11 protein-coding genes are annotated in these 16,947 nt (G+C 67.8%); 3 read left to right on the forward strand and 8 right to left on the reverse strand.

Annotated features, from left to right (window positions below; all coding sequences use genetic code 11):
• The first annotated feature begins 110 nt into the window (after positions 1 to 110).
• The gene (locus ACIGKL_RS11570; protein ID WP_397486774.1) at positions 111 to 830 is read left to right on the forward strand and encodes a 16S rRNA (uracil(1498)-N(3))-methyltransferase; all 720 of its coding nucleotides are present in this window, start codon (positions 111 to 113) and stop codon (positions 828 to 830) included.
• 513 nt (positions 831 to 1,343) lie between these two features.
• On the opposite strand, the gene ACIGKL_RS11575 is transcribed toward ACIGKL_RS11570, so the two are convergent.
• The 8 genes from ACIGKL_RS11575 to pilG all read right to left on the reverse strand — a co-directional run bounded on the left by ACIGKL_RS11575 (position 1,344) and on the right by pilG (position 14,645).
• Positions 1,344 to 1,814: a chemotaxis protein CheW gene (locus tag ACIGKL_RS11575; RefSeq protein ID WP_397486775.1), complete on the reverse strand. Its 471-nt coding sequence runs from the start codon at positions 1,812 to 1,814 to the stop codon at positions 1,344 to 1,346.
• Between the two features lie 10 nt (positions 1,815 to 1,824).
• On the reverse strand, positions 1,825 to 2,844 hold the full coding sequence (locus ACIGKL_RS11580; protein ID WP_397486776.1) for a chemotaxis protein CheB: 1,020 nt from the start codon (positions 2,842 to 2,844) through the stop codon (positions 1,825 to 1,827).
• Positions 2,841 to 10,175, reverse strand: coding sequence for an Hpt domain-containing protein (locus ACIGKL_RS11585; protein ID WP_397486777.1), 7,335 nt, complete (start codon positions 10,173 to 10,175; stop codon positions 2,841 to 2,843). Before ACIGKL_RS11585 ends, ACIGKL_RS11580 begins: the two co-directional genes overlap by 4 nt.
• Positions 10,176 to 10,200: 25 nt before the next feature.
• The gene (locus ACIGKL_RS11590) at positions 10,201 to 11,061 is read right to left on the reverse strand and encodes a protein-glutamate O-methyltransferase (RefSeq protein ID WP_031302685.1); all 861 of its coding nucleotides are present in this window, start codon (positions 11,059 to 11,061) and stop codon (positions 10,201 to 10,203) included.
• Between the two features lie 60 nt (positions 11,062 to 11,121).
• Positions 11,122 to 13,158 carry a methyl-accepting chemotaxis protein gene (locus tag ACIGKL_RS11595; protein ID WP_397486778.1) on the reverse strand — a complete coding sequence of 679 codons (2,037 nt, stop codon included), beginning with the start codon at positions 13,156 to 13,158 and terminating at the stop codon, positions 11,122 to 11,124.
• An 84-nt stretch (positions 13,159 to 13,242) separates the two neighbouring features.
• Entirely contained in the window at positions 13,243 to 13,779 is a 537-nt protein-coding gene (locus tag ACIGKL_RS11600) for a chemotaxis protein CheW (RefSeq protein ID WP_397486779.1), read from the reverse strand.
• A 45-nt stretch (positions 13,780 to 13,824) separates the two neighbouring features.
• Positions 13,825 to 14,190, reverse strand: a complete 366-nt coding sequence (gene pilH / locus ACIGKL_RS11605; RefSeq protein ID WP_013713612.1) for a twitching motility response regulator PilH — start codon at positions 14,188 to 14,190, stop codon at positions 13,825 to 13,827.
• 47 nt (positions 14,191 to 14,237) lie between these two features.
• Positions 14,238 to 14,645: a twitching motility response regulator PilG gene (gene pilG / locus ACIGKL_RS11610; RefSeq protein ID WP_031302687.1), complete on the reverse strand. Its 408-nt coding sequence runs from the start codon at positions 14,643 to 14,645 to the stop codon at positions 14,238 to 14,240.
• A 242-nt stretch (positions 14,646 to 14,887) separates the two neighbouring features.
• Between pilG and gshB the strand changes: the two genes are divergently transcribed.
• Together gshB and ACIGKL_RS11620 are read left to right on the forward strand one after the other, a co-directional pair.
• On the forward strand, positions 14,888 to 15,859 hold the full coding sequence (gene gshB, locus ACIGKL_RS11615) for a glutathione synthase (RefSeq protein WP_397486780.1): 972 nt from the start codon (positions 14,888 to 14,890) through the stop codon (positions 15,857 to 15,859).
• 86 nt (positions 15,860 to 15,945) lie between these two features.
• Complete coding sequence (locus tag ACIGKL_RS11620; RefSeq protein ID WP_397486781.1) at positions 15,946 to 16,842, forward strand: TonB family protein; 897 nt, start codon at positions 15,946 to 15,948, stop codon at positions 16,840 to 16,842.
• The last annotated feature ends 105 nt before the right edge of the window (positions 16,843 to 16,947 follow it).

Genomic DNA, 16,947 nt, shown 5'->3' on the forward strand with positions numbered 1-16,947 from the left:
GGAGCGCCGTGCGCACCAGCGCCTGATCCCAGCCCGCAAGCAAGGGCTGCGGGGCGGGGACGCGGTGCTTTAAACTTGCCGCTTCGAACTGACCGCCGGCAGCTGCCCCTATGCGCCTATCCCGTTTCTTTATCGACGCTCCCCTGTCCCTCGGCCAGCACGAGCTGCCCGAGGCCCAGGCCCACTATATCGCCCGCGTGCTGCGGCATGCCGCGGGCGACGCGGTGCAACTGTTCGACGGCAGCGGCCGCGAGTACCAGGGCGAACTGATCGAGGTGGGCAAGAAGGCGGTGCGCGTGGAGCTGCGCGAAGCCTTCGATGGCCTGGCCGAATCGCCGCTGCGCATCCACCTGGGCCAGGGCCTGTCGCGCGGCGAGCGCATGGACTGGGCGATCCAGAAGGCCACCGAACTGGGCGCGGCGGAGATCACCCCGATCGTCTCGGCGCGCTGCGAGGTGCGCCTGAAGGACGAACGCGCCGACAAGCGCCTGGCCCACTGGCGCCAGGTGGCTATCAGCGCCTGCGAGCAGTGCGGCCGCTCGGTGCTGCCGGTGATTCATGCGCCGCAGGAGCTGGGCGTCTGGCTCGGCGCGGTCGAAGCCGAACTCAAGCTGGTGCTGCACCCGGTGGCCGAGGCCTGGGCCGGCCATGCGCCGCCGCGCTCGCTGGCGTTTCTGATCGGCCCGGAAGGCGGCCTCGGCGAGGCGGAGGTGGCCCAGGCCAAGGCGGCCGACTTCCACGCCGCGCGTCTCGGCCCACGGGTGCTGCGCACCGAGACCGCGCCCGTGGTGGCGCTGGCCGTGGCGCAGCAGCTGTGGGGGGACCTGTAGGGCGGATGCAGTGCGGGCATGCCGGCACGCCCGCACTGCTACAGGCGTGGCCGCGGCTAGGGTTGCGGCCGTTGCCAGGTAGGTTGGCGCTGAGCGCAGCGAAGCCCAACAGGAAGCCCGAAAGGCTGCGCTCGACAATCCCTGGCGTACCACAATCCGCCGTTGGGCTTCGTCGCACGCTCCTCAACCCAACCTACAGGCTGCACCCTGACCCACCACAGGTTGCGGCCGTTGCCAGGTAGGTTGGCGCTGAGCGCAGCGAAGCCCAACAGGACGCCCGAAGGACTGCGCTCGGCAATCCCTGGCGTACCACAATCCGCCGTTGGGCTTCGTCGCACGCTCCTCAACCCAACCTACAGGCTGCCCCCTGACCCACCACAGGTTGCAACCGTTGCCAGGTAGGTTGGCGCTGAGCGCAGCGAAGCCCAACAGGAAGCCCGAAGGACTGCGCTCGGCAATCCCTGGCGTCCCATGATCCGCTGTTGGGCTTCGTCGCACGCTCCTCAACCCAACCTACAGCAGCCCGGCGTCTTCCAGCAGTTGCTCCAGGCCGACCAGATCGGGGATGCGCACCACGTCCTCGCCGACTCGCGCCGCGCCCAGCTCCAGCGGCGCCAACGCGACGTCGGCGGCCGCCAGGTCGCTGGCGACCTTCAGCGAGCGCGGAATGCCCTGCACCAGCAGGGCGATGAACTTGACCTTGGGCCGGCCGCCCAGGGCGTTGATCACCGCCACCCGCGCACCGCTGGCGACCTGCGCCTGGCCGCCGCTGGCGGCCTCGAAGGACAGCAGCGGCAGGCGCAGGTCGCGCCAGGCGATCTGGCCGAGGAACCAGGCCGGCATGCCTTCGCTGACCTGCGGCGCGCGGTAGGGGATCAACTCGGCCACCGCCACGTTGGGCAGCAGCAGGGTGCGGTCGGCCAGGGGCACCAACAGACCGGTCAGGTTGGCGGCGCTGTTCTGGGCGGCGACGGCTTGGCTCATTGAAACGTCCTCAACTGCAGTGTTCGGCGAGGTGGTTGACCAGCGCCACGGCCAGCTCGCGCGGATCGGCGCTGAAGCTGCTGTAGCCGCCCTCGCGCAGGCTGTCGGGCATGCTCGGGCTGGCGCAGCTGTCGCCGCGCTGGGTCCAGATCAGGCCGCCCTGGCGCTTGACGTAGGCCGCCGCGGCGCTGCCGTCGCTGCCCATGCCGCTGAAGGCGATCACCCCGCACTGGGCGCCGAACTGCTGCGCCAGGTTGAGCATCATCTGGTCGATGGACGGGCTGTAGGGCTCGGGCCAGCCGCGTTCGGCGATCTGCATCGCGCCGTCCTCGGCGAAACCCAGCTCGTGCTGGATCGGCGCCACCACCACCTCGCCGCAGCGCACCGGGTCGCCCTGGCGCGCCGGGTTGACGTGCCACTGGCTGTGCCGGCCGACCGCCTGCGGCAGCGCCGCTTCGAAACTGGCGTCGATATGCTGGGCATAGACGAAGCCGATCGGCAGGCCGCCGGGCAAGGCGTCGAGGAACGCCTTGACCGCCGCCGGGCCGCCCAGCGAGGCGGCCAGCAGCCAGACCTGGCGCGCCGGCTCGCCGGCCTTGAACGGCGTGTCGGCCAAGGCCTGCGGCAGCTCCAGGCGGGCGGGGCGCTGCGCCTCGTCGAGCAGCGCCTGCAGGCTCGGGCCGACCGCCTGGGTCGGATCGCCGACCAGGCGCTTGAGCTTGCCGAACAGGCTGCGCTCCCAGCGCGGGTAATTCTCCGAATGGCGCTCGGGGGCGTGCCCCTCGCCGAACAGCACCGGCGCGCTGGCGCGCTCCAGCAGGCTGTCGACCAGCGGCGAGTCGTCCGACTGGGCCAGGTCCACCAGCCACAGGTCGGTCTCGCAGGCGGCCAGCTGCTCCTCGTCGAGCCGCGCCGGGTCGCTGTTGAGCACCACCTGATAACCGCCACCGGCCAATGCCTGCTGCAACACATGGCGCTGCAACGAGGTGTCGGCGATCACTGCAATACGTGCCGCGGATTTGTCTGTCATGTCCGTTTGATCCGGTGGCTATCCACCAACTGAGCGATGGTGTCGAGCAGCAAGGACTCCTGATAGGGCTTGCCGAGGTACTGGTTGACGCCGATGGCCATGGCCCGCTCGCGGTGCTTCTCGCCGGTACGCGAGGTGATCATGATGATCGGCAGGTCCTTCAGGCGCTCGTCGTGGCGCACCAGGGTGGCCACCTCGAAGCCGTCCATGCGCGGCATCTCGATGTCCAGCAGCATGATGTCGGGCTTGTGCTCCTGCAGCTGGGCGATGGCGTCGACCCCGTCCTTGGCGGTGACCACGTTCATGCCGTTGCGTTCGAGCAGGCGGCTGGTGACCTTGCGCACGGTGACCGAATCGTCCACCACCATCACCAGCGGCGGCCGGTCGACTTCCACTTCCTCGCTGATCGCCACCTGGCGCGAGGCCAGGCGCGGAGTCAGCTGACTCTGCAGGTGCGCATGCAGCACGCGGATGGTCGCCAGCAGGTCGAGAATCACCACCACCCGGCCGTCGCCGAGGATGGTCGCCCCGGAGATGCCATGCACCCCGGCGAACTGCGGGCCGAGGCTCTTCACCACGATCTCGCGCGAGCCGGCCAGGCTGTCCACCTGCACCGCCACGGCGTGCTCGCTGGAACGCACCAGGATCACCGGCAGCGGCAGGCTCTGGCCGACCAGCTTGGGCTGCTGGCCGTTATTCAGCAGGTCGCCCAGGTACTTCAGTTCGTAGGCCTGCCCGGCGTACTCGAAGCGTGGCGCAGTGGGCGCGCCTGCGGCGGAGCCGCCCTGCTCGTAGAGCGCCTCCAGCTCGTAGGGCGAAACCCGCACGATGCCTTCGATGGTGTTCAGCGGGATGGCGTACAGGTCCTCGCCGGAATACACCATCAGCGCGCGGTTGACCGACACAGTGAACGGCAGACGGATGGTGAAGCGGGTGCCCTGGCCGACGACCGAGTCGATGCTCATCGAGCCGCCGAGCTGCTTAACCTCCGAGTGCACCACGTCCATGCCGACGCCGCGGCCGGAGATCTGGGTGACCTTTTCCGCGGTGGAGAAACCGGCCTCGAGGATGAACTGGAGGATCTCGTGGTCGGTCAGGTCGCTGTCGGCATCCATCATGCCGCGTTCGATGGCTTTGCGCCGCACCGCGTCGAGGCGGATGCCGCCGCCGTCGTCGTCGAGGGTGAGGACGATGTCGCCGCCCTCGCGGCCGAGGTTGAGGCGAATGGTGCCGGTTTCCGGCTTGCCGACGTCGCGGCGTACGGCAGTGGGCTCGATACCGTGATCGACGGCGTTGCGCAGCATGTGCTCCAGCGGCGCGACGATGCGTTCGAGCACGGTGCGGTCCATTTCCCCTTCGGCGTTGCCGACGACGAACTCGACCTGCTTGCCCAGCTCGCCGGCCACCTGCCGCACGATACGGCGCAGCCGCGGCACCAGGCGGTCGAACGGCACCATGCGGGTGCGCATCAGGCCTTCCTGCAGCTCGGTGTTGACCCGCGCCTGCTGCAGCAACAGGGTTTCCGCGTCGCGGTTCTTCGCCGCCAGGGTTTCCTTCAGATCGAGCAGGTCGGAGGCCGACTCGAACAGTGCCCGCGACAGCTGTTGCAGTTGCGAGTGGCGGTCCATCTCCAGCGGATCGAAGTCCTCGTAACCGGCGCGCTCGGCCTCGGCCTGGTAGCGGCTGAGGATCTGCGCCTGGGTCTCGGTGTCGAGGCGGCGCAGCTGGTCGCGCACCCGGTCGATGGTGGCTTCCATCTCGCTCAGGGTGAAGCCGACGTCGCTCACCTGCTGTTCGACCCGACCGCGGAAGATCGAGGTCTCGCCGGCCAGGTTGACCAGGCCTTCGAGCAGCTCGGCCGGCACCTTGACCAGCTCCTGCGGGGCACGACGGGACGCGGCCTCGGCCGCCGCCTCGGCGGCGCGGCGCACGAACGGCAGCACCTTGGGCGCCTGCACCAGGCTCGGCAGCTCGCTGGCGGCGACTATCGGGACGACCAGTTGGGCGCCCAGCTTAGGGACGACCAGTTGGGCGGCCGGTTGCGGCGCGCCCAGGCTCGGCGCTGCCGGCTCGGGCTGGGCGACCAGCGGCGGCTCGGCCAGGCTGGCGCTAAGGCGCTGGCGCAACAGATCGAGTTCCTTCTGCAGCCCCTCGAAACCGGACTGCAGGTCGATCAGCAGGCTCTCGGGCCAGGGTGCGCCCTGCTGCAGCGCCTCGCTCAGGTGCTGCTCGAGATCGTGGCTCATGTCGCCCAGGCGCTTCTGCCCGGCCAGCCGTGCACCGCCCTTGAGGGTGTGCAGGATGCGCAGCATCTCGTCGATGGCGGCGCTGTCGTCGCGCTGTTCTTCCCAGCGACCGATGGCCGCCTCCATCGCCTCGAGCAGGTCGTCGCCCTCTTCGAGGAAGATGTCGAGGATGTCGCTGTCGGCCTCCTCGCCGTCCTCGCTCTCGACGAAGGCCTTGAGCTGGACCGCAGACGGCATGCTCAGCTGCTCGTCGGGGTTGGCGCGAAAGCGCTTGATGGTCTCGATCAGGGCGTCGCCCGGCGGCACCGCACGCTGGCCGCGCACCGCCTCGAGCATCTCGGCCAGACGGTCATGACAGGCCTGCAGCAGGCCGAACAGCTCGGGGCTGGCACGCAGACGACCGCCGCCCAAGCCTTCGTAGAGAAATTCCAGTTCGTGGGCCAGATCACCGATCTCGCGGATCTCGGCCATGCGCGCACCGCCCTTGAGGGTGTGCAGGTCGCGCTGCAGGGCTTCCAGCTCCAGGCTGTTGTCGACGTCGGCCATCCAGCGCTGCAGGGCGGCGCCGGCGCTGTCGATGATGTCGAAGCCTTCCTCGAGGAAGATTTCCACCAGCTCCGGGTCGCGCTCCTCGTGCCAGCTGGTCGGCGCCGCAGCCTGCGGCTCGCGCTCGGCCGGCGTCGGCAGCTCCGCCGCGGGCTCGTCGACTGCCGGCGGCGCCTGATCGAACGGCGCCTCGGTGGGATCGTCGAGCACCAGCAGGTCTTCGTCCTCGACCAGGGCCAGCGGCGGCAGCTCGCCGGCATCCAGATCCAGTTCGAGCGGTTCGGCGGCCTCCACCGCGTCCTCATCCAGGGCCGGATCGACCAGGGTCGCCGCGGCCGACAGGCTCTGCGCGCCGCCCTGGCGGAACTGGCGGATGGCCTGGATCAGGTCTTCGCCGGCCGCCAACGGCTGGCGCGCCTGCAGCTGATCGAGCATCAGCGCCAGGCGGTCGTGGCTCTGCTGCAGCAGGCCGCCCAGGGCCGCGCCATAGTTGTAGCGGCGGTCGACCAGGCCTTCGTAGAGCGATTCCAGCTCGTGGCCGAGGTCGCCGATCGGGCGGATCGCGGCCATCCGCGCGCCGCCCTTGAGGGTGTGCAGGTCGCGCTGCAGGGACGACAGCGGCAGGGTGTTGTCCGGCTCGCCCAGCCAGCGCTCCAACGCCTGGCCGGCGCTTTCGAGGATATCCACCGCCTCCTCGAGGAAGATTTCCACCATCTCCTCGTCGAGGTCGGCATCGGCCGGGCTGAAGCTGGCTTCGGCTTCGGCTTCGGCTTCGGGCTCGGGCTCGGGCTCGGGCTCGGGCTCGGGCTCGGGCTCGGGCTCGGGCTCGGCAATGCTGTCCTCGAGCAGCTCGAACGCGGCGAACTCCGCACCCGACGCCTGCGGCTCCGGCTCCGGCTGTTCCTCAGCCTGCAGCAGTTCGGCCGTGGCCTGGTCCAGCTCGATGACTTCGAAACCCTCGGCGCCGGGGGCGAGCAGGGCCAGGGTGGCTGGGTCGATGGCTTCGCCGAGCAGGTCGCGCAGCGCCTGCACACGCTCGGGCTGGGCGCTGACCTGCAGCGCCGCGGCAACCTGATCCATCATGCCGATCAGCGCTTCGTGGGCCTTTTCCGCCTCGTCGAAGAAGCGTTCGCTGACCGCCAGGCTGCCCTCCTCGACCGCGCCATAGAGGTCCAGCAGGGCCTCGCACAGCTCGTCGATCTGCGGCAGCTCGGCCATCTCGGCGCCTCGGCCGAGAGTGGTCAGCTCTTCCAGCAGGGCGGACAGCTCCTGGCGCTCGGAGGGATGCTCGCGCCACTTGCGCAGCAGGTCCTCGGCGTCCAGCAGGATGTCCATGCCTTCGGCCAGGAAGATGCCGATCAGCTGCGGGTCGCGACTTTCGCCACTCTGCCCGAGGCGTTCGCCTTCGGCAGCGTCGAGGCGCTCCTGATGCAGCTTGTGGACCCGGGCGAGGAAGTCCTCGGCACCGGCAATCGGCGCCAGCGGCTGGCTTTCCAGCTGCTCCAGGGCGGCGCGGAACAGCTTCTCGGCGCGGCTGAGCAGCTCGGCCTCGGCCATGTCGACGCGGATCAGGTTGGTCTTGAATTCCTTGACCAACTTCTCCAGCGGCGCGGCGATCTCCGCCACCGGCAGGATGCCGGCCATATAGGCGCTGCCCTTGAGGGTGTGCAGGGCGCGCTGCAGGTCGTCGGTCACCGGCTGCGGCAGCTCCTGCGCGCAGTCGGCGAGAAAGCCGACCAGGGTGTCCAGATGGGTTTCCGCCTCGTTGCGGAAGATATCCAGCAACTGCGGGTCGAGGGGCTCGCCATCGAGCGGCTCGCTCTCCTCCACGACGGCGGTAGCCTCGACAGCGCCCGCGGTCTCGGCTACCTGCTCGGCGGCCGGGGCGTCAGATTTTGGGAGGCTGTGGCCCTTGGCCAGGGCATGCGCGGTGGCGGCCAGCCGGTCGACGTCGTCGCGCTGGCGCTGCGCCTTGGCGGCGAACTCCTCGACCAGCGCCGGCATCAGCGCCACCACGTCGAGCACCACCTGCTGCACCGGCTCGCTCGGCGCAATGCTGCGATCCAGCACACGGTTGAGCAGGTTCTCGATGGACCAGCCCAGCTCGCCGATGATCAGCGCGCGGACCATGCGCCCGCTGCCCTTGAGGGTGTGGAAGGCACGCCGCACTTCGATCAGGGCGTCCTTGTTCTCGGTATCGGCCTGCCACTGCGGCAGGTATTCGGCGATGGTTTCCAGCACCTCGCCGACTTCTTCGATAAAGACTTCCAGCAGCTCTTCGTCCACCGGCTCCTCGTCGGCCGGCGGCGGCAGCAGGCTCGGCGGTACCTCGGCGGCCGGCGGGTTGATCGCCTGCACCGGCGCGGCCATCACGTCGGCCATCGACAGCGGCTTGGCAAGGTCCTCCACCTCGATCAGCGGCGCCGGCTCGGGGGCGCTGGGCAGCTCGACCTCGGGCAGTTCCAGTTCGGCCAGTTCCAGCTCGTCCCACTGCTGCGGGGCGGACAGCTGCTCCAGGCTCAGCTCTTCCAGTTCCAGCTCGTGCTCGGGCTCGGCGGCGAGGCCCTGCGGGCCGTCGTCCAGCTCGAAGGCGAAATCGTTGAGCGGCTGCAGCTCCTCCAGTTGCGGCTCGGCCGCGGCCTCGAAGGGCTGCTGGTCGGCGTCGGCCTGCTCGGCCAGGTCGAACCCCGGCGCGAAGGACGACTCCTGCGCGGCGGCGACCGGCTCGCTGTCGGCCAGGGGTTGCTCCAGCTGGCTGTCCTCGGCGCCGAGCAGCTCGATTTCCTGCAGCGGGTCGGCCAGCGGCGCCAGCGACTCCTCCTGCGGCTCGACGCGATCGAGGATCGACGGCTTTTCCTTGAGCGGATAGCCCAGCGCTTCCAGGCTCTCCTCGGCCACGTCGAGAATCAGATCGCCCTGGCTGCCGTGGTCCTCGGACAGGCGCTCGAGGTAGTACTCGACGCTGGTGATGGCGTCGGCCAGGGTGTCCAGGCTCTGCCAGTTGGGCACGGCCTTACGCGCCAGCAGCTGTTCCTGGATATAGCGGTTGCAGGCGTTGAGCAGGTCGGCGGCGCGCTGCAGCGGGATCATCGCCAGGCCGCCACGGACCTGGGTGAGCAGCTCGGGCACGCGCGCCAGGTGCTCGTGGTTCCACTGCGAGGCGATGAACTCGATGATCGCGTCCTTGGCCTGTTCCAGGCCGTTGCGCGCTTCCTTGATCACCAGCTGGTGGATCTGCGCCACGTCGGTGGTCGGCAGGTGGCTCTGTTCGCTCTGCCCGTCGTCGCTCGGGCCAACCATGCCGGCCAGGGTCGCCTCGACGTACAGCAGGGCGCCGGCGACGTCCATCAACACCGCGTCGCTGGGCTCGCGCTGACCGAGGGAGAGGCCGTGGATCACGTCGATCTGATCGAGGATGACCTTGCGCGGCTGGCCGAAGCCGAGCACCGCCAGGGTATCGGCGATCTGCTTGAGCGGCGCCAGCAGGCCGTCCAGCTCGCCGGCCTGGCTGCGGTCGCTGCGCACGAACAGGTCGAGGCTGTCCTTGACCCGCACCAGCTCCTCGCACAGGGCGGCGACCACCGAGCGCATGGCGTCGCGGTCGGGGCCGGCCAGGCGGGCGCGCTCCTCGTCCACCACCTCGTTGTCGGGCAGGGCGTCGTCGAGGCGGTACTGTTCCTTCAGCGCACGGATGCGCGGCGACTGCGCCGGCGCCTTGGCCACGTAGAACAGCAGGTTCTTGGTCAGCTCGTCCGGCGCGGCCTGGTTGATGCCGTCGGCGCCCTGCTCGACCAGGCGCTTGAGCTCCTTGTCGACCTGGCGCAGCAGGGTGCGCACCGAGGTGCCGTTGACCACGCTGCCGTTGGCCAGGCCCTCGACCATGCCGGAGGCGATCTGCCACAGGCCGCCCAGCGGGGCGTCCTTGCACAGGGTTTCCAGGCGGGCGAACACGCGCGCCATATAGCCGAGGTTGGTGGCCAGGTCCTGGCCGCGGATCACCCCGACCAGGGCCATCTGCAGCATCTGCCGCAGCTTGCGCAGCAGCACCGGCAGCTCGGCGGTGCGCAGCCGCGCCAGGCCGCCTTCCGGCAGCGCCGGCTGGCGCACCGACATGTCCGGGGCGAACAGGCTGGTTTCCGACAGCAGCTTCTCGCCGCGCGCGGCGCGCAGGTCGTTGAGCAGCGGCAACACCACCATCGGCAGGTCGCGGCGAGCGGTCTGGATGCGGTCGAGGTACACCGGCAGCTGCAGGATGGCCTGCATCAGCACTTCCAGGGCTTCGCCCTGGTTGGCCACGCGGCCTTCCATCAACGCCTTTGCCAGCTGCTCCATTTCCTCGGCGAGCAGCGCGGCGCCGTAGAACTCGACCATCTGCAAGGTGCCGTGGACCTGGTGCACATAGGTCAGGCAGAAACGCATGCGCGTGGGGTCCTGCGGGTTCTCGACGAACGCCTCCAGGGCCTGCCGCGCCTGCTTCAGGGTTTCCGCGATCTCGCCTTTGACCCACTCCAGGGCGACATAGTCATGCCGATCACCCATAGCCACTCCACTCATAAACTTGGCCTTATCCCTTGCGGGTAAACGCCAGGACTCGCTCGTCGGCCACCGGCACCAGCGCCGGATGCTGCCAACCGGCTACTTCACCCACGCCCACCACCAGCAGCCCCCCGGGCGCCAGGCTCTCGGCCAGGCGGTTGAGGATGTCGCGGCGACGCCAGCGGCGGAAATAGATCAGCAAGTTCTGACAGAAAATCACGTCCATGCCGGACATCGGCGCCTTGGCCAGTTCCAGCACATTGAGCTTGGCGCAGCACACGCGCGCCGCCAGACTCGGCACCACCTTGAAACGTCCGTCGGCCTGGGCGAGGAAATAACGCTCGCGCAGGTCGCCGTTCACCTGTTCCAGACGCCGCGCCGAGTAGCTGCCCTCGCGGGCCTTGCTCAGCGCGCCCTGGCTGATATCCGTGCCGGTCACGGCGAAATGCTCGGGCGACTCGCTGCCCTGCAGCGCTTCGGCCGCCAAAATCGCCAGCGAATAGGGCTCCTCGCCGCTGGAACAGCCCACGCTCCACAGCTCCCAGGGCCGCGTCAGGCCGGCGGCCAGTCGCTCCTGCAGGTACTGCGCCAGCACCTCGAAGGACGGCGGGTGGCGGAAGAAGCGGGTTTCCTGCACGGTCAGACGATCCAGCAGGGTCGACCACTCCACCGCGCCACGCGGCCCGTCGGTGACCTGGCGGTAATAGCTGGCGTAATCCGTGACGCCCAGTTCGCGCATGCGCGCACTCAGGTTGGTCTGCAGGAAGGCGCGCCGCTGCTCGCTGATCACCACGCCGGTGCGCGCTTCGAGCAGCGCCTGCCAGTCGTGGAAGTCGGCTTGCGACATATCGGCCACCGGGCGCAAGGCCCACACGCCGCTTGACTGCATACCTTCGCCCTGAGTCATGGCTGTCGTGCGGCGACTGCGAGCAGCCGCCGCCCTCCTTTATCAGGCGTCCGGTAGGGTGAAGCCGGACACCGACTTGCGCATCTCACTGGCCATCTTGGCCAGGTTACCGATGCTCTTGGCGGTGGCGGTGGTCCCCGAGGACGTCTGCGAGGTGATTTCCTGGATCACGTTCATGGTGTTGGAAATATGGCCGGCCGAGGAGGCCTGCTGACGGGCGGCGTTGGAGATGTTCTGGATCAGCGCCGCGAGGGTCTTCGATACCTTCTCGATCTCTTCCAGGGCCACCCCGGCGTCCTGCGCCAGGCGGGCACCGCGGACCACTTCGGAAGTCGTCTGCTCCATGGAGATAACCGCTTCGTTGGTGTCGGTCTGAATGGTCTTGACCAGGGCCTCGATCTGCTTGGTCGCCGCCGAGGAACGTTCCGCGAGGCGTTGTACCTCGTCCGCTACCACGGCGAAGCCGCGGCCCGCATCACCGGCCATGGACGCCTGGATCGCGGCGTTCAGGGCGAGGATGTTGGTCTGGTCGGCAATGTCGTTAATCAGGCTAACGATGTCACCGATCTCCTGAGACGATTCACCGAGGCGTTTGATCCGCTTCGAGGTGTCCTGGATCTGCTCACGGATGTTATCCATGCCGGTGATGGTGTTGTGTACGACTTCGTTGCCCTTGTTGGCGATGGCTACGGAACGTTCCGCTACCGCGGAGGATTCCGAGGCGTTCGCCGATACCTGGTCAATCGACACGGCCATTTCGTTGATCGCCGCGGAGGCGCCGGCGATTTCCTGGGCCTGGTGCTCGGAGGCCTCGGCCAGATGCATCGCCGTGGCCTGGGTTTCCTGGGCCGCACCGGCGACCTGAACGGCGGTCAGGTTGATGGTGGCCACCAGGTCGCGCAGCTGGTCGATGGAGTAGTTGATGGAGTCGGCGATGGCACCGGTGAAGTCTTCGGTTACCGTCGCGGCCACGGTCAGGTCACCGTCGGCGAGGTCGGCGATTTCGTCGAGCAGACGCAGAATCGCCGCCTGGTTACGTTCGTTCTTCTCCGCGGTCTCGGCCAGTCGGCGGTTGGTCTCGCGCACCATCACCAGGCCGATGAGGATGATCGAGCCCAGCGCCAGGGCGCCCAGCACGTAGCCGAACAGGGTGTTGATGGCGCGGCCGCCGGCCAGGTCTTCGAAGCCGCTGGCCAGCTCGGAGGCCTTGTCCAGCAGGGTCTGCGACACGCTGAAGATGGCGTTCGCCGATTCGCGCACCTGGAACAGTTCCGGCGAGGTCTCGAGAATCTCGTCCACCGAACCGGATACGAATTCGAACAGCTCGGAAATCTCGGCCAGACGCTCGAGGGCTTCCTCGTCGGTCACCTGGCTGATTTCCATCGCCGCGTTGCCTTCGAGCATGGCGGCCAGTACCCGGCCGAACAGGCTGGCGTCGCGACCGAACATGTCGGCGGCCTGCACCGAGTCTTCGTCACCGGCCAGCACCTTGTTCACCGAGCCGAGGATACGTTCGGCCAGCAGCGACTGGCGCTGGGCCACCGAGACCTGGGCCGCCGGCGCACCGCTTTCCAGCAGGATGTCGACCACTTCCTCGTACTCGACCTGCAGCTGCGGAATGGTTTCCGCCAGGGTCGCGGCTACCTGGTGCAGCGACAGTACGGTCTGCTCGCTAGCGAGAATGGCGTCGGTGTTCTGCCGCAGGCTGTCCCAGTCCTGCTGCACCGCGGCCATCTGCGCCTGCACCGCTTCCGGTGCCGGCGGCAGGCCGCTGTTGGCGTCGCCGTCGGTCAGATAACCCCAGCGCTGCTGGAAGTCGTTGCGCGCGTCGCGCAGCAGGCCGAAGGCCTCGGCGGTACCCGCCGCCGCTTCCGTGGCGTTCTTGGCGATACGCTGAGACAGTACGCGCAGCTCACCGGAGTGGCTGATGTACTCGGTATCGTAGTTGGACTGGGTGTTGATGTAGGCGAAGTTCGCGAACAACAGCACGATGGAGACGATCAGCACGACGAACAGCGCCGCGATCAGCGTGCTGCTGCGTGCCCCGACCAACAAATTGCCTGCATTGAGTTTTTTCATTATCTGGCCCCCGCCTGGACCGACCGCACTACGGTTCCCATGTAACGCCAAAGGGTCGGCAGAACCGACCCAACCGATTTTTTTCTAATAAGCGACATCGAGAAAGCCCGGATCGCTGGCCAGCGCATGAGGGCTGAACACCAACCAGGGCTGTTCCCGTTGAAAGACACCGTGGATAAAGGGCGCGATGCTCGCCTCGAGGGGCGGCAACTGCTCGGAGAAGGCATCCACGGGAAAATGTTGCATGCCGAACACCTCGTCGACCGTGAGGCCGGCGAAGATTTCCTGGTGATCGACCACCAGCACCCGCCGCAGCTTGCGCAGCGGCGACAGTTCGTTGCCGAAGAAGCCGCACAGGTCCATCACCGGCAGCAGACGACCGCGCACGTTGGCGACGCCCTTGACCCAGCCCTTGACCCCCGGCAGCAGGGTGTGACGCGGCTCGTGCAACACCTCGCCGACTTCCCCCATCGGCGCGACGAACAGCCGTTCGCCCATGCGAAAGCCGATGCCGCTCCAGGTCTGCACCGCCGCCTGCTGCGACGGCAGGCCGGCCGCCAGGGCGCGGCAACGCTGGTCGATGTCGAGGAGAATCTGGAAAGGGGTCTGCACGTCCGACATGCCAGCCTTGGCCTTCTTCTTATTTAATACGCGGACGACGCGGCATCAGCCGGCCAGCACCGCATTGAGGGTTTTCAGCAAGGTGTCTTCGTCGACCGGCTTGGTCAGGTAGTCCTTGGCGCCCTGGCGCTTGCCCCAGACCTTGTCGGTCTCTTGGTCCTTGGTGGTGACGATGATCACCGGAATATGGCTGGTCTCGGCGTCCTTGGTCAGCTGACGGGTGGCCTGGAAGCCGTTGAGGCCCGGCATGACGATGTCCATCAGCACGGCGTCGGGCTTCTCCTGGCGCGCCAGGGCGACGCCGTCGGCGCCGTTTTCCGCCTTGAGCACCTGATGGCCGTGCTTTTCCAGCATGGCGGTCAGCTTGTACATCTCGGTCGGGGAGTCATCAACAATCAGAATTCGAGCCATGGTGTTTCCCAATACAGAAGAGGCGTACGGCCCTGCAGGCCGCGGCGTCAGGAGGCTTGTTCCACCGGGATGAAGTCCGGCACGTGGGCCTTGATCGCCCCGAGCAGCTCTTCCTTGCTGAAGGGCTTGGTCAGGTACTGATCGGAGCCGACGATGCGCCCCTTGGCCTTGTCGAACAGGCCGTCCTTGGAGGACAGCATGATCACCGGGGTGGATTTGAAAGCACTGTTGTTCTTGATCAGGGCACAGGTCTGATACCCATCGAGACGCGGCATCATGATGTCGACAAAGATGATGCTGGGATGGGTGTCGGCAATCTTGGCCAGGGCATCGAAGCCATCGACCGCGGTGATGACCTCGCAACCCACCTTTTTCAGCAGAGTTTCCGCGGTGCGACGAATCGTTTTCGAATCGTCGATCACCATTACTTTCAAACCCTCGGAATGCTGTTCCATTTTCGCCCTACCATCGCCTCGGTGAGTCGTTATATTCGCGTTATCAGTGTGCCTGAGGCCCTGTCACCGATGGGGCTTGACCCAATCGTCGGGCCTTTTTAGCACACTCTCCCCATGCAAGCTATAAGCCCGCCGGGGCGGCTCTTGCCCTTGACCAGGGCCCCGGCCGACGCCACCCTGACAGCCTGTGCTCGGCGCGGCCAACCCGGCCGCCGCCCCATTTCTCGCGGAGAGTTACCCCCATGAGCCTTCGTCTCGGGATCGTCATGGATCCGATTGCCAGCATTTCCTTCAAGAAGGACAGCTCGCTGGCCATGCTGCTGGCCGCTCAGGCGCGCGGCTGGTCGCTGTTCTATATGGAACAGCAGGATCTCTACCAGGCCCGCGGCCAGGCCCGTGCCCGCCTGCGCCCCCTGGAAGTGTTCAACGACGCCCAGCGCTGGTTCGCCCTGGGCGCCGAACAGGATGCCGCCCTCGCCGAACTGGACGTGATCCTGATGCGCAAGGACCCGCCCTTCGATAACGAATTCCTCTATTCCACCCACCTGCTGGAGCAGGCGGAGCGCGACGGCGTACTGGTGGTCAATCGGCCGCAGAGCCTGCGCGACTGCAATGAAAAGCTGTTCGCCACCCAGTTCTCCCAATACACGCCACCGACCCTGGTCAGTCGGCGCCCCGACATTCTGCGCCAGTTTGCCGATGAGCACCGTGACATCATTCTCAAACCCCTGGACGGCATGGGCGGTTCGCAGATATTCCGCCACCGCGAAGGCGACCCCAACCTCTCGGTGATCCTCGAGGCGCTGACCCGGCATGGCCAGCAGCAGATCATGGCGCAAGGCTACCTGTCGGCGATCAAGGACGGCGACAAGCGCATCCTGATGATCGATGGCGAAGCGGTGCCCTACTGCCTGGCGCGCATCCCGGCCGCCGGCGAGACCCGCGGCAACCTGGCCGCCGGCGGTCGCGGCGAGGCGCGCCCGCTGACCGCACGCGACCACGAGATCGCCGCCGCGGTCGGCCCGACCCTGCGCGAGAAGGGGCTGCTGTTCGTCGGCCTGGACGTGATCGGCGAGCACCTGACCGAGATCAACGTCACCAGCCCCACCTGCATCCGCGAGATCGACGCCGCCTTCGACACCCGCATCGGCGAGCGCCTGATGGACTGCATCGCACACAAGCGGCAAGCCGCAAGCGACAAGCCACAAGCTTGAACCAGCTAACAGCTCGGCGCTTCGGACTTGCAGCCCGAGGCGCCGCGCCGCAGACTGCGCGGCATTCGTAAGCAGACCGATACGTGATGAACGCAGCAGCCACCCCACCCGCCGTTTCCACCGCCGCCGTCCGTCCGGCGGATCGCCTGGGGTTCACCCTGTTCCTCGCCGCGGCCCTGCACGTGGCGCTGATCCTCGGCGTCGGCTTCGGCCTGGAACCGCCGAGCCAGATCAGCAAGACCCTGGAAATCACCCTGTCCACCTTCAAGAGCGAGGAAAAGCCCAAGCAGGCCGACTTCCTCGCCCAGGACAACCAGCAGGGCAGCGGCACCCTGGAACACGCCGCCGCACCGAAGACCACCGAACAGGCGCCGTTCCAGGACAGCGAGGTGCGCAAGGTCACCCCGCCGGCCACCCCGCAGCAGCCGGCTACCCGTCAGGAAGCGCCCAAGGCCGCGGTCGCCACCCGCGCCCCGCAGCGGCAGAAGACCCCGGTCAAACGCGAAGAGGCCAAGCCGGTGGCGCAGACCCGCCCGGCGCCGGTATTCGATGCCGCCCAGCTGTCGGCGGAGATCGCCAGCCTGGAGGCCGAGCTGGCCCAGGAAGTCCAGGCCTATGCCAAACGGCCGAAGATCCACCGCCTCAACGCCGCCTCGACCATGCGCGACAAGGGCGCCTGGTACAAGGACGAATGGCGCAAGAAGGTCGAGCGCATCGGCAACCTCAACTACCCCGACGATGCCCGCCGCCAGCGCATCTACGGCAGCCTGCGCCTGCTGGTATCGATCAACCGCGACGGCAGCCTGTACGAAGTGCAGGTGCTGGAATCCTCCGGCCAGGCCGTGCTCGACCAGGCGGCCCAGCGCATCGTGCGCCTGGCCGCGCCCTACGCCCCCTTCACCGGCGACCTGGCCGATATCGACCGCCTGGAAATCATCCGCACCTGGCGCTTCGAGCGCGGCGATCGGCTGTCGAGTAACTGATTCCGTAGGGTGGACATGCCGAAGGCTTGTCCACCATTGCGCTCACTCCGCCCCGCCGGTTTGGCGGACAAGGCTGCGCCATGTCCGCCCGACACCCTCCTACAG

It is taken from the genome of Pseudomonas sp. NPDC077186 (assembly GCF_044543505.1).
Lineage (GTDB): Bacteria > Pseudomonadota > Gammaproteobacteria > Pseudomonadales > Pseudomonadaceae > Aquipseudomonas.

What these genes read in the sequence shown, in the direction of transcription:
- ACIGKL_RS11570 (WP_397486774.1), top strand. Translation starts at nt 111, where the DNA reads ATGCGCCTATCCCGTTTCTTTATCGACGCTCCCCTGTCCCTCGGCCAG.
- pilH (WP_013713612.1), bottom strand. Translation starts at nt 14,190, where the DNA reads ATGGCTCGAATTCTGATTGTTGATGACTCCCCGACCGAGATGTACAAG.
- ACIGKL_RS11590 (WP_031302685.1), bottom strand. Translation starts at nt 11,061, where the DNA reads ATGCAGTCAAGCGGCGTGTGGGCCTTGCGCCCGGTGGCCGATATGTCG.
- ACIGKL_RS11575 (WP_397486775.1), bottom strand. Translation starts at nt 1,814, where the DNA reads ATGAGCCAAGCCGTCGCCGCCCAGAACAGCGCCGCCAACCTGACCGGT.
- ACIGKL_RS11585 (WP_397486777.1), bottom strand. Translation starts at nt 10,175, where the DNA reads ATGGGTGATCGGCATGACTATGTCGCCCTGGAGTGGGTCAAAGGCGAG.
- ACIGKL_RS11595 (WP_397486778.1), bottom strand. Translation starts at nt 13,158, where the DNA reads ATGAAAAAACTCAATGCAGGCAATTTGTTGGTCGGGGCACGCAGCAGC.
- pilG (WP_031302687.1), bottom strand. Translation starts at nt 14,645, where the DNA reads ATGGAACAGCATTCCGAGGGTTTGAAAGTAATGGTGATCGACGATTCG.
- ACIGKL_RS11580 (WP_397486776.1), bottom strand. Translation starts at nt 2,844, where the DNA reads ATGACAGACAAATCCGCGGCACGTATTGCAGTGATCGCCGACACCTCG.
- gshB (WP_397486780.1), top strand. Translation starts at nt 14,888, where the DNA reads ATGAGCCTTCGTCTCGGGATCGTCATGGATCCGATTGCCAGCATTTCC.
- ACIGKL_RS11620 (WP_397486781.1), top strand. Translation starts at nt 15,946, where the DNA reads ATGAACGCAGCAGCCACCCCACCCGCCGTTTCCACCGCCGCCGTCCGT.
- ACIGKL_RS11600 (WP_397486779.1), bottom strand. Translation starts at nt 13,779, where the DNA reads ATGTCGGACGTGCAGACCCCTTTCCAGATTCTCCTCGACATCGACCAG.